Annotated in this window: 15 protein-coding genes; 4 read left to right on the plus strand and 11 right to left on the minus strand. The window is 45.6% G+C overall.

Annotation, left to right across the window (positions count from 1 at the left end):
* Positions 1 to 72 precede the first annotated feature (72 nt).
* Positions 73 to 624 (plus strand): biotin transporter BioY, encoded by a 552-nt coding sequence (locus BAU14_RS03125; RefSeq protein WP_161898623.1) that lies wholly within the window; start codon positions 73 to 75, stop codon positions 622 to 624.
* A 273-nt stretch (positions 625 to 897) separates the two neighbouring features.
* On the opposite strand, the gene BAU14_RS03130 is transcribed toward BAU14_RS03125, so the two are convergent.
* The 10 genes from BAU14_RS03130 to BAU14_RS03175 form a co-directional block, all read right to left on the minus strand.
* Positions 898 to 1,170, minus strand: coding sequence for an HU family DNA-binding protein (locus BAU14_RS03130; RefSeq protein ID WP_161898624.1), 273 nt, complete (start codon positions 1,168 to 1,170; stop codon positions 898 to 900).
* A gap of 255 nt (positions 1,171 to 1,425) precedes the next feature.
* Complete coding sequence (locus BAU14_RS03135) at positions 1,426 to 2,028, minus strand: DUF1054 domain-containing protein (RefSeq protein ID WP_161898625.1); 603 nt, start codon at positions 2,026 to 2,028, stop codon at positions 1,426 to 1,428.
* Between the two features lie 126 nt (positions 2,029 to 2,154).
* Positions 2,155 to 2,577, minus strand: a complete 423-nt coding sequence (locus BAU14_RS03140; RefSeq protein WP_161898626.1) for a DUF4809 family protein — start codon at positions 2,575 to 2,577, stop codon at positions 2,155 to 2,157.
* A 249-nt stretch (positions 2,578 to 2,826) separates the two neighbouring features.
* Positions 2,827 to 3,339: a QueT transporter family protein gene (locus BAU14_RS03145; RefSeq protein WP_161898627.1), complete on the minus strand. Its 513-nt coding sequence runs from the start codon at positions 3,337 to 3,339 to the stop codon at positions 2,827 to 2,829.
* Between the two features lie 113 nt (positions 3,340 to 3,452).
* The gene (locus BAU14_RS03150; RefSeq protein ID WP_161898628.1) at positions 3,453 to 4,025 is read right to left on the minus strand and encodes a nucleotidyltransferase family protein; all 573 of its coding nucleotides are present in this window, start codon (positions 4,023 to 4,025) and stop codon (positions 3,453 to 3,455) included.
* Positions 4,022 to 4,810 carry a 3-oxoacyl-ACP reductase gene (locus BAU14_RS03155; protein ID WP_420022072.1) on the minus strand — a complete coding sequence of 263 codons (789 nt, stop codon included), beginning with the start codon at positions 4,808 to 4,810 and terminating at the stop codon, positions 4,022 to 4,024. Before BAU14_RS03155 ends, BAU14_RS03150 begins: the two co-directional genes overlap by 4 nt.
* Positions 4,807 to 5,028 carry a DUF2829 domain-containing protein gene (locus BAU14_RS03160; RefSeq protein ID WP_161898629.1) on the minus strand — a complete coding sequence of 74 codons (222 nt, stop codon included), beginning with the start codon at positions 5,026 to 5,028 and terminating at the stop codon, positions 4,807 to 4,809. The genes BAU14_RS03155 and BAU14_RS03160 overlap by 4 nt, the downstream gene beginning before the upstream one ends.
* A 110-nt stretch (positions 5,029 to 5,138) precedes the next feature.
* Complete coding sequence (locus tag BAU14_RS03165; RefSeq protein WP_161898630.1) at positions 5,139 to 6,065, minus strand: metallophosphoesterase; 927 nt, start codon at positions 6,063 to 6,065, stop codon at positions 5,139 to 5,141.
* Complete coding sequence (locus BAU14_RS03170; protein WP_161898631.1) at positions 6,065 to 6,460, minus strand: iron-sulfur cluster biosynthesis family protein; 396 nt, start codon at positions 6,458 to 6,460, stop codon at positions 6,065 to 6,067. Before BAU14_RS03170 ends, BAU14_RS03165 begins: the two co-directional genes overlap by 1 nt.
* A 69-nt stretch (positions 6,461 to 6,529) precedes the next feature.
* On the minus strand, positions 6,530 to 7,099 hold the full coding sequence (locus tag BAU14_RS03175; protein ID WP_161898632.1) for a GNAT family N-acetyltransferase: 570 nt from the start codon (positions 7,097 to 7,099) through the stop codon (positions 6,530 to 6,532).
* A 194-nt stretch (positions 7,100 to 7,293) separates the two neighbouring features.
* Between BAU14_RS03175 and BAU14_RS03180 the strand changes: the two genes are divergently transcribed.
* From BAU14_RS03180 to BAU14_RS03190, 3 genes are all read left to right on the plus strand, one after another.
* Entirely contained in the window at positions 7,294 to 7,758 is a 465-nt protein-coding gene (locus tag BAU14_RS03180; RefSeq protein ID WP_202622156.1) for a YueI family protein, read from the plus strand.
* Between the two features lie 108 nt (positions 7,759 to 7,866).
* Positions 7,867 to 8,280 carry a hypothetical protein gene (locus tag BAU14_RS03185; RefSeq protein ID WP_161898634.1) on the plus strand — a complete coding sequence of 138 codons (414 nt, stop codon included), beginning with the start codon at positions 7,867 to 7,869 and terminating at the stop codon, positions 8,278 to 8,280.
* 199 nt (positions 8,281 to 8,479) lie between these two features.
* Entirely contained in the window at positions 8,480 to 9,619 is a 1,140-nt protein-coding gene (locus BAU14_RS03190; RefSeq protein ID WP_161898635.1) for an LCP family protein, read from the plus strand.
* 259 nt (positions 9,620 to 9,878) lie between these two features.
* On the opposite strand, the gene gshAB is transcribed toward BAU14_RS03190, so the two are convergent.
* Positions 9,879 to 12,167 carry a bifunctional glutamate--cysteine ligase GshA/glutathione synthetase GshB gene (gshAB, locus tag BAU14_RS03195; RefSeq protein WP_161898636.1) on the minus strand — a complete coding sequence of 763 codons (2,289 nt, stop codon included), beginning with the start codon at positions 12,165 to 12,167 and terminating at the stop codon, positions 9,879 to 9,881.
* Positions 12,168 to 12,478 lie beyond the last annotated feature (311 nt).

Here is a 12,478-nt window from a genome sequence, read left to right on the forward strand (position 1 = left end):
CCAAACGATATAATTCTACCATACAGACGTTAACCAAAATAAAAATAAGAGTTTACGAAAGAAGGAATTATTATGCGCATTTCATTACGAGAACAAATATTGGCTGCCGTTTTTGCCGCCATCATTGGGATCCTATCTCAATTTGTCATCACATTGCCTATCACGGTTGTCCCTTTTACTTTACAGACCTTCATTATTGGACTGACTGTCACGATTTTAGGTATGAGAACCGGTACTTGGGCGATTGTTATTTATTTGTTGTTGGGATTGATTGGAATTCCGGTTTACGCAGGCGGTGCTAGCGGAATCGGTGCCCTCTTAGGTCCAACTGGCGGCTTTCTAATCGGATTTATTTTTAACGGACTAGTGACCGGCGGCATCCTTGCAAAGACGAAGCTCAACTTTTTGTGGAGCATCATCGCTAATCTGGCAGGTGCTGCGGTTGTTTTGCTTTTCGGCGCAGCCTGGATGCACTTTGGGACCGGCATGACCTTTAGTGCCGCTTTAAACGCCGCGGTGATTCCTTTTATCCTCCCCGGCATATTGAAAGCTGTAGCCGCAGCAGTTATCGGCGTCTTGATTGTCGGTCGGCTGCCACAGCGCTTTTTGACACCGGCAAAGTAAAATAACACACCTAAAAGTGAGCTTCCATCACAAAAATTTGGTTCACTTTGGGAAGCGCAGATTTTCCTTGATGAAATCAAGGAGAGTCTGTGTTTGAAATTTTTAACAATAAAAAGCCAAGTCACTTCTATTAAAAACAGTGGAAGCGACTTGGCTTTTAGAGGCTCATGTTTGGTATTGTTCACTTTGGAGAACAGCGACAGTGCGATTGTTCGGCTACAAATAAAAACCCGCAGCTTATCAAAAAGCTGCGGGTTGTTTTATATTCAGATGTTATTTGACAGCGTCTTTCAACTGTTTGCCAGGTTTGAAAGCTGGTGTTTTAGATGCTTTGATTTCGATTTCTTCCCCGGTTTGAGGGTTACGACCTTTACGAGCTGCGCGTTGACGCACTTCGAAAGTACCAAAGCCCATGATTTGAACGCTGTCGCCTTTTTTCAAGGTATCTTCAACAGTGTCGATAATGGCAGTCAAAACTGCGGTAGCGTCTTTTTTAGTCAAACCTGATTTTTCTGCAACTGCGGAGATCAATTCTGCTTTGTTCATGTTTAATTCCTCCCAGGAATAAAATAATTAGGATTTTGTGTAATCCCTACGTATTATTCTAGCAAAAACCCTATAACTGCGCAACAGAAAACCCTTTCCAAGCTTTCGATAAAATAATACTAAAAAATTTTTCTGTATTTTTATCGTTTTTTTTAATCGGCGAAAAGCCCGCCACATCAACGATCTTCAAAATAACCCTGGTAGCATCTGCTTTCAAAAGTGTTTTTGCAAACGATTCCCTTTAAATCAATGTTTTTAAGACTTTTTAGTCAGCAACTCATAAAAAGGCAACAACTGACGATATGTCGCCAATATTTCTTCCTGTGCGTTTTCTGGATTCTGCCACAAAGTACTTTCTCGCGGAATGACCCGCCCCAGCTGAAATTCACTTTTTTTAACGCTTGCCAGACGTTCCAGAGCTGGCTTTGCCTCACTTAAAGGAAAGTAGGGGGCCGTTGTGTGGTCTTTATTAATTACAAAATCTTGCGGCAATGCTTTAATCTCAGGCAGTGCTGCCAAAAGGGTTTCGGCGTAGCTTTTTTGCCCCTTGGGCTGATCGATAATGGAGAGCCACATGAACACATACTCCGGCCAAATCCCAATCTGAAAATGCGGGGCCATTTTGTAGCCTCGCTTTCCTTCTCCGACAGCGGCCCAGGTATTTTCCGGTGGATGAACACTACGCCGGCGATGCTGCGCGATATGCAGGTAAAAGGTCCGATCCAAAGCGGTTTCCAGTTCCCGAACTAACGCCTCCCCGATTTGCTGAAACACCGGCTGGATTTCACTGCGAATCGCAGCCATCCGCGCTTCTAACCCCGGGACCTGAAATACATCAAAAGAACTTTCCTCAAACATCGCTAACTTCCTACCTTTTCGTCATTTTCATCCAGTGTATCATATCTGTCGACGGGACACCTCTGGCACGCATTACTAAAACAAAGGCCTTCATACCGGATTGCTGTTGCTGATAAAAACCTCTAGTCAGATCACTGGTTCGCGTTCAATCACTTCATAGTCGAAGTCTACTTCCTCCATATTGAAAAAGCGGGTCAATACGTGATTGACGTTTTGATACAGATCAGCCAGTTCACAGTATTCTTTGGCGACTTTGAGACGTTCACAGCCTTTTTGATAGCTGACAGTCGCAGAATCATCTTGTTCGGTTACGGTTTCGCCTGCTTTTTTGTAAAGCATGGCTTCTTCTGTCATATCCAGCATGGTAAAGGCTTGTTGCCAGCGTTGCTGCTGTGCGAAGGCCATAACGATGGTAGGAACATCCAGTCGTTCCAAGGAAACACAAGTCCCATCGGAAAAAGTTAAGTGATAAACATTTAAAGCAAAGGCTGTACAGGCGTTGCAGCCGCCTTCAGCAATTCGTTTTTGTCCGCTAATTGTAGCTTTCATCATAAAAACTCCTTCATAATTGGCTGCAATTTCTGATACAAATCCGTCGAGCAGCCGTTTGCCCCCATTATACCGCTTCTTTTAAAAAAAGAAAGCGCACCTGACAACCGGTTTACCGTCTCTAAAAATATGGCTGCATCATGCCTGGCAACTATCCGAGCGCGTTTATTTCACAAAAAAACAGTGGCGTCCTTCAATCTAGACACCACTGTGAACGAATATTTAACTACTATGATTAAAACGCGACATTTAGGCCGTTAAGTCGATTTTTTTGCTGATTACATAAATGACGATTCCACCGATGGCCATGGAAAGCAATTCCCCAATCCCGATAGTCAACCAGTTGAAAAGAAACGGCGCTTGAAACAAGATTGTCAGTTGCGCGGCGACTGTAAACATCGAAATTGCAAAAATGACGGTGGTAACTGCAATTTTGATTCTCATGTCTTTGATTTTACGGGTCAGGTAGCGACACAAAAGCAGCACAAAAAACGTGCAGACACTGCCAACGATCACATCAAGAAGGCCATTAGGAGATGCCCGGTTGGCAATCGCACAGCCAATCGTTACTCCCCAGACGTAGCGCTTATTGTACAACGCTAAAAAGTTGAACATTTCAGCCACGCGAAACTGAATATTACCGTAGCCAACTGGTTGTAAAGCGAAAGTCACCGCCACGTATAGGGCCGCTACCAATGCCATTTTGGTCAATTCTTGTGTGGTCCAGACAGATTCTGAACGCAATTTTTCAGGATGATTCATTTATCATTCTCCTTTGCGGGATATTCCCGGTAATAAGCTGCACCCAAAGGATTGAAGTGGTGCAGTGCGGACAGACCGCTAGTAATTATAATAACTGAAAGCATTCTGTTCTTTCAAGAGTGGATCGTCAATTGCGGCCAGCTTTCCTGCCAATTTTTACCAGCAACCCGCTGGTTATAGACTGCCAAACGCCGAGGAGAACGTGAAAAATGCGGTGTCGGTCGAACTTCAAAAGCGGCTAGATCCTCTAAGCCCCACAATGCCCGCAGTTCTGGATACCCCGCTTCATTCAAACGACAGGCGAGAGCTGTGCAGGTCTCGGGATATTTACTAACAGCATCCAAGGTATCTCTATAAGGTGATTCATCAGGAAAATTATGGGTATGCATGTGGGCTTGATTTTTGATTTCCCAATTATAGTTTGGCCACATAGCTGCCAATTGTCGGCCTAGTGCTTCACTGGTTTCATAATCAAGATTGGGATCGAAAAAAGCAACGTCTACGTCATTGGCTGAATGAAGAACCGTTGCCTCTGCCAGTTGATCCCACAAAAAATTGCGCAGCATCCCCGCTGTCAACCAGCAATCTGGCAGCTGCCATTGGGATACAATCCGCAAAATCGTCATCAACTCTAAGTCTGCAGCAACCCATGATGCTGCTTGCGCCTCTGTCAATCTTCTTATCATTTCAGCAACCAACCTCCGTCGATTTCGATGATATTTCCTTGCATATAACGGGCTCCGCTTCCCGCCGCAAACAAGGTCACTTCCGCCACTTCTTCCGGCTCCGCCCACCGCTTCAACGGCGTTTCTTGCGCCACCCATTTGGCTAACGCCCCATCACCAGCAAAGTCTGCGGCATTCATAGGTGTCCGGATGGCTCCCGGCGCCAAGGCCAATACATGGATGCCAGCTGCGCCATAATCCAGCGCCAACTGCTTAGTGAAACCAGCAACAGCATGCTTAGCTGTCGTATAGGCAATCCCGCCGCCTCCGCCAACAAAGCTGGCAACTGACGCCATATTGATGATTGTACCACTGCCGGCTGCCAACATATCCGGCAATAGTGCTTTGGTCAAATAAAACATACTGTCCAAATCAGTTCGTAAAATATCTCGCCACAGCTCATCGTCAGTTTCTAAAATGTTTTTATAACCATCCAGCTTGCCCGCAGTGTTTAGCAAAATTGATACCCCGCCAAAAGTTTTTCGACATTTGGCTACTGCTGCCAAGCACTGCTCTTTTTGGGCGACATCCGCAGTAAAAAATGCCAAGCGGCTGAACGCTTCAGACCCACTCTTTTTAGCAGCGGCTGTCAACGAGGCAAATTCTTCTTTGATATCCACCGCAAATACGCGGGCACCCGCCGCTAAAAACGCCACAGCCTGCGCTTGTCCAATTCCCGAAGCCGCCCCGGTCACCAATACGACAGCCTCCGCAAAACGAGAATCCATCATTTTCTGTGTTGTCATGGAACAATCTTCCAGTCGTCAGCTAAGATGTCACAAACAGTCGGCGCAAAGCTGGAGAAGCCTTCATCACTGGTTTTGATCAAAAAATAAGGGGTCACCGGCGCCCCGTCATAAACTTCTCCGGACACGAGGGTGACATACAGTTCAAAACCACTCCAGCCGTTGCGGAGGATTTTTTTGCCAGCTTTTAAATGTGGCAGAATCTCTTCAAATGTCATTTTCATTCCTTCTTTCACCAGATTTCAATAGGCAGCTGCATCAAGTTTGCTGCCAAAGCCTTTTCATTATAAGACGAAAACAGCCCACTGACCAGAGGGTAATTTATCTGTCAGCGGACTGTTTTTATGGCGGCTTCCGGAATGTCGATAATGGTCATTCCCTTGCGAAATTCTTCTGCCAAGTGTTCTTTGCGGTAGGCAGCAAACGCCTCCTGATGTTTTTTCAACACACTGCGCAGCTTAGCGGGACGATATTCAGTCACCAGTTCATTTTCAAAAACAAACGCTTTGGTGAGCTCCCATTCAAAAAAGTAGCCCAGTGGCCGACAGCTGTAGCGGGTTCCTTGCAATAAATGATCGGCAAAGCGACGATGGGTGTGACCAAAAACACAATTTGTCACGTTATCATACCTATCCAACAATTCCCCTAATTCAGCAGAACCTAAAAAAGCATTTAGGTCATTCCATCGGAGAAATTCCGGCTTTTCCTGGTAGACGATAAATTCCCGCTTGGGCACAAAATGAGTGGCGAGGATTACCTTTTTATTGTCCATTTGCAGCCGATCCAAGACTAGCTTCAGTCGTCCCCGCAATCGCGCCTCCACCTCAGGATCACTGCCTTCTCTGGGAATTACCCGGTCGTACCAGTACAGCTGTTTTAATTGGCGAATCTTCTCAGGGTTATAATCGGCAGCAAACAAGTAGTCATACCAGCCGTTGTACCCCAAAAGGACAGTCTCTTCAGTCAAAGGCCACGTCTGCAAATTCAAAAATGCCGGACTGGGATAAGCTTCAATTGTTTTTTCTGTAAGGTCTGCCATTTCGTGGTTGCCCCAATTAAAGGTGGTATTTAGTCCTCGGGTCCGAAAAAAGTCCACAATGGCTAAGGCACGGGCCGTTTTGTTGGCGATATCACCAGCCAGGTGCAGATGATCCACCTCTGCCTGCTTCAGAATGTGGGCTAACAGTTCCAGCTCATCATCAGAAAAACGATTGATATCGGCATGCAGGTCACTGATTAACGCTAGCCGTCTCATCAGCAGCCGCCAACTGAATCATGACTACCTGCCAGCTGCTGTTGGATACGTAAAATAGGAATGTTGTCAGCCAAAATTCCCGAAGCACCACGCAGCTGCAGTGCGCCGGTACTTCCCAATACGAGCCGGGTTTCTTGATCCAAATAGACCTCTGAACTCTTTTTAAGCTTGACTGCCCCTACTTCTGTCGCCAATGTTTCATCATAAACTTCCAAGCCTGCAGCAGGATAGTTTTCAGGGGTTATAATAAAACGAAAACTCAAATCCAGCCGACAAGAAAGACCGGTATTGGCAAACGGGCCGTCCCCATCTTCAAAATCCAGGTACATTCGATCTTCCGGCATAAGTTTTTTTTCAATTAATGTTCGAACACTTGGCTCGATACTCAATTTCATAGAGAGCCCTTCTTTCTTGAAACTTGGTGCCTTTTTCAACAAAGGCTGCCGTGTTTGCCTTTAATTTTATTACATCACTCGCTTAAACCAATCGGCACTGGTGATGCCATACATGGCTTCTCCGACTGGTTTTCCCTTCCACAAACGAGACAATGGCAGCTCAGCTTCTTTTTTCATACCGATTTTCTGCATGACCCGCCCCGACTTTTCATTAGCCAAATTGTGGAAGGCTTGGATGTGTACCAGCTTCAATGTATCAAAGCCCAAAGCCAGGATCGCCATCGCTGCTTCCGGCATCAGACCTTGGCCCCAGCGGCTCTTATTCAGCGCATAGCCAATCTCGCCTCGCATCGCGACTGGATCCACCCGTAGGTCAATGGTCCCAATCATCTTGCCACTGGCTTTTTCTTCCAATGCATATTTCCCTAGAGGATCTGCCATGAAAACACCGGCGACAATCTCGCGAGTTTCAGCTAATGACTGATGTTGAGGAAATACGTGCTCTGTCGTTTCCGCATCCTGAGCATACTCAAACATATCCTGAGCATCCGCCAACGTCAACGGCCGCAAAATCAATCGCTCCGTCTCTAACCGCGTATTTTCCGCAAACCCTAGCATAATCTGTTGTTTATAATCCATTCTTTTTCCTCCCCGTTTACTATCATCCTATTATAGCGCAACCAGAAAAGGAATTGAAAAATAGCAGCTTTTACTATTCTTCTCCCAATATAAGTACAGTTCTGCCCCTGTGTTTTTTTTGCCGGCATGATATAATCAAACAGAGAAAGCGATTTTTCGGGTTTGCCCGAGTCGATTGGAAGACGCGAGGAGTGATGTTATTGACTGATGAGATGCAAAAACATTTGGACAAGGGCATGTACGGCCAGCCATTGGTGAATCCTGATGAACAACATAAATATATGGGGACGTTTCGTGAACGCTGCTATTTGAGCATGACTTTGGCTCAGATGAAAGAAAAAGATAATCAGGACAATCTGCGGAGGGAGCTGGCAAAAGATCCCGATGCACAAGTTTTGATGAATGGGCAACTCTCAGAAACGCTGCAGGGGGAATACATCCAGCTGCTCACGAAATCCGGACATAAATTTACCATCGTCAATGATTTTGTTGGAACGAATCCGGATAGTCTCGGTCTTTTGGTCGTTTCAAAAGAAGCCGTCAATGAGCCCGTGATTGATATCGACCAGAAATATCCGGAAAAAGAGGCGGAATCAGCAAAGTCAACGAAGAAAAAGCCTGGTTTCTTTGACCGGCTGTTTCACCCAAATGATCAATAACAAATAAAAAATTAATTTTCGACAGCTTGAAAGGGTGTTCTCTTTTACGGGATATGGGCAATAGTAGTTGCCAGCTCTTGTCAGACTGCCGACAAGGGGGAATTATCTATGGCTACACCAGATTATCAAACATTGAAAGATGAATTGCTTTTGGCACTGGATACCCACATCGATATCTTGAAAGATGCCTCTTACATCCAAGCAGAGCACTTGGATGGGATTATGTTCATGATGCGCAGCTTTGGCTTTATGTTGGATCGGGCCCCGAAAGTTCTGGCAGCAGAGGACCCGGAAGAGATGAATTACCAGATGTTTCAGTATTACAGCCTGTTGACAGAGCTGAAATACAATTTGACGCTAAACTTTCCTTATGCCAAAATTAATGATACTCCGCTTTTGGATATCGTTGATTCTTTCCCTACCACTTACGAAAAGGAAATGAAGTCCTGGTGGGAAGCCACCACCGGCTTGCAAGTCTGCGAAACTAAGCAAACCATCGAAATCAAAGAGTTCGAATACTGATTGTTGGCGGGGCTCCGTCCTCTCGGCTCACCGAGAGTTGCGGAGCCCTTTTTTGCGCGTTGTGTCCACAAAGAAAAAACGTCTTTTGACAACAGATTTTTTAATTTTTCTCTAAATTTACAGATAAATGCAAAAGTTGTTTAGCGTTTCGAGGTTTAAAGAGTAAACTTCAGAAAGAAATCTTTTTACGAGGTGACCTATGAGTAAAGTGCAAAAGACGATCCTAGTCATTTTTGGGATTATAACCTTAGTGGTTGCAGTTGTCAGCGGTTTGGGAATGTATGCTGCCAATCAAGCCCGCAATGCTGCCGATAAGATGTATAAACCATTGAACAACGGCAACAAATCTGTTGATACTTCAGCAGCCGAGCCTTTTTCCATCATGCTGTTAGGGATTGACTCTGGCGGCTTGGGTCGAACAGATCAAGGACGCTCGGATACGACGATGGTAGTGACCATCAATCCCCAAAAGAAAACGACCACCATCACCAGTGTCGATCGTGATTTCCTGATTGAAATCGTCGGCAAAGATCGCCATGATAAGCTGAATTCAGCCTATTCTTACGGCGGTGTATCCATGGCTATTGATACTTTGGAGAATTTTCTCGACATTCCGATCAATCACTATGCCACCATCAATCTGCAAGGACTTAAAGATTTGATTGATGCAGTCGGTGGTATCGAAGTCGATAACAAAATTGACTTTACCTTAGATGGTATCCACGTACCTGCTGGTAAAATCACCTTAGACGGCGAAAAAGGGTTGGCCTATGCCCGCATGCGAAAAGATGACGGCACCGGCGATATGGGTCGGCAAGCGCGTCAGCGAGAGGTCTTGACCAAAGTTGTTGAAAAACTGGCCAGCGTCAATACCGTTAAATATTACACCAAAGTTTTGGATGCTTTGGGAGACAATGTATCGACAGATTTGAGCTGGAATCAGATGTTAGATATCGCCGCCAATTATCAAGACGCTCTCACCAACATTGAACCTGTCCAAATCGGCGGGCAAGGATACATGCTAAACGGGGGCTACTATCAGATTCCGCCTTATTACGGGACATTGGAAGCCCAAAACCGTATGCGGGATCAATTGAACTTAGACTTGCGAGAAAGCTTATCCTTGATTAATGATCCAGAACAGCGCCTATATGATGATAGCACTATGGATCCCGATGCCGGTTGGGATGAACCTGAACGTACGGCGAATATTCAGTTTGCTCCAGCATTTGAAGGCTACCCAAGTCAACGTCCGAAAAGTGATTCTTCCGAAGACTCTGGATCAGAAACCTCTGATTCTCAGTCCACCGAGAGCTCCGATACTTTTACAAACGAATAACCGGTCTTTTCCGACAGAATACAGGGTAAAATTTTTAAGATTTTCCTCTGTATTCTCGGAAACCGGCAAAAAAAACCGCAGTTGATCTGCGGTTTTTTTTGGAGTTCTATAAGTGCTGCCGACTTATTCACATTCACCTGTGGCAACCTTTTTATCAGCCGCCTAAAAGCCAACAGAACGATTTGAAATGCTAGCAACCAAAAAGACAAGGGACCACCACTAATTTCTAATGGAAATTCCTGATGTTGCTGCTCTGATGTTAGTTTGATTGGTCACGATTCAACTCTGCCAATTCCGGATACAAAAAATTCAGAACCGCCATCGTCAAACGTCGTCCTTGACCGGCATAAGGATAGACATGCATGTGCATTGCCGGATTGAAATTGGCTTCGATGATACCGTAAGCACCAGGTTCAGCAGCTGGTCGCGACTTATCAGGAATAATCAGGTCGATGCCGCTGATAGCTGCACCAAGGGCCGCTACCGCTTCTACAGCAACTTGTTTGTAGTCCTCGTTGAATTGGTCGGTCACGTCGATTGAATCGCCACCGGTGGAAATATTGGAGTTTTCCCGCAGGTATACAGTAACACCAGCTTTAGGAATAGACGTTGGCTCGTACCCCTGTTCTTTTAGCATCAACTTTTCGATTTCCCCCAGTTGAATCAATTCTAATGGTGAACGGTGGTGGGTTCCTCGTAATGGATCTGTATTTTTTTCTGCGACTAATTGGGCAATGGTCTGGTGACCGTCCCCTACCACATTGGCAGGAACCCGTAACATGATTGCTTCCACTTCACCATCCAATACAAAAAAGCGATACTCGGTTCCTGCCAGAAACTCTTCTACCAAGATGGCATCATCTTCGGCAAAGGCAATGGCCACTGCAGTTTGATAGTCTTCTTTGGCAGGGGGCTCCTTGAAGACAGAAATCCCCAAGCCGTAGTTCGTGCTTTTAGGTTTTACTACAATCGCTTGTCCGGCATATCGCGGAAAATCAGCCAATGCCTCTTGGAGATTGGCATATTCACCACCGCCGGGTACCCGATAGCCGGCTTTGGCTAAGACCTTTTTAGTGACCGTTTTATTGGCCATCATCAAGGGCACGATATACGTGTCTTTGGCCGTCATGTTGGCATTTTTTACATATTCTCTATGACCTGACAAATCCAATCTCAAAAATTGATCTGCCTGATCCAATACAGTCACACCTACCCCTTTTTGGATAGCATCAAACATGAAAATCTGGGTGGACAGCTCCATCCCGGTAAATCCTGCCAATTGATAAGGTCGCGCCCAAGCCTTTTCGTGATTGCGCTGGGCTAGTTCGACTGCCACTGCCTGTTGGGAAGTCACTTGACCAGCCGACCACAGTTGCGCTGCCGGTGTTGTTTCCGGCTGGGCTAGACGTGTCACGGCAAAATCAAGAAAACCCTCTGGTAGCGGCAGTTGTAGAGCAACAATCATCCGCTGCAACTCCGACAGCAGCCACTCCCCTTCTGCCAGATACTCAGTGGGCGCTTCTGGATTTTCTAAAGCCACTTGATCATTGCGTCGGTCACCTTCTGCTACCCATTCTTCTGCCGCTGCTTCTTCTGGCAGCCACAACATCAACAACAAAAAGACTTGCAAAAAACGAGCCTCGTCTTCAGAAAATCCATACGCCTCAAAAGGCTGCAGATCGATATTGCGCAATTCGATATAGCGAATGCCGTGATCCGCGAGATCTTGGACTTTTTTTCCTCCTCGCAACCGCAGCGGCGCATAAAATTCTTTTTCTTCAGACAATCGACCGATCTCCACCATGCGGGCAATGTCGTTTAGATAACGTTTCAGACTTGCATAGGAAACGACTACATCTCCGTGATTTCGATAACCATAGGCGCTGTTGCGAATACTGCGTACTGGTTCTGCGGGAGCCGGATCATCCATGAAATAATTTTTTTCGCTTACAGGGCTGGCTCCGTAAAGATAAGTAATCAACCAACGATAACGAAGATAGTTACGAGTCACTTTCAGATACAGTGCTGTTTTGAATTCTTGCAGCGTAGCAATCTCCTCTTGTTGTTCAAATAAGGCTGCCATTAACTCGCCACCGAATTCAAAATTAAAATGAATGCCAGAAACCATCTGCTTGCGACGACCGTACTGGCGAGCCAAGTAACGACGATATAAGACATCCTCAAAATTATCCAACTCTGCCAGCTTGATACTGCAATTATTTTCCGGTAGCGCAGGAGGCATACTCAGCGGCCACAAGGTTTCAGTAGGTATCATCGAACGGTAGGCTACATCATGAAGTGCCGCTAACCAGTCCAGCAATTCCTTGGGAGTGTGAGTCACCGGGGTAATCAGTTCCAATTGTGTCTCGGCAAAATCAGTCTGAATATAAGGATGGTATTTGCGATTGCCTAAAGCTGTTGGATGGGGCGTAGCTGCCAGTTTGCCAGTCGTCAGATCAACTCGCTGCCCTTCTCGTTCCAAGCCAAATGTAGCCGCCAGCATATTTGCTCGAGCCCGCGGTGTCTGCATCATTGTTTGTAAGTTCATAACCTGTCCCTTCTCTTTGTCCCGAATAGATGTCCCTTCAGCAAAAAAAGCCGCTTTACGAAAGCATCGTCTTGCTTATTATAGAGGAAATTTGGTGGAAACTGAACAGCTCTGCTCCATGTCTCATAATTTTTCATTGACGTTTTCACAGGGGAAGTAAAACATTTAAAAATCAATGGGTACTATTTTTATTTATAATCAGCTAGTCACCGTTCTCCAAAACTAACACTACCAACCGTGAGACCTCAAAAACCGACTATCTTCCATTAAAACTCATTGGAAGATAGTCGGCTTTTCATTGTTAAAAACTT

It is taken from the genome of Candidatus Enterococcus leclercqii (assembly GCF_009933135.1).
Taxonomy (GTDB): domain Bacteria; phylum Bacillota; class Bacilli; order Lactobacillales; family Enterococcaceae; genus Enterococcus_C; species Enterococcus_C leclercqii.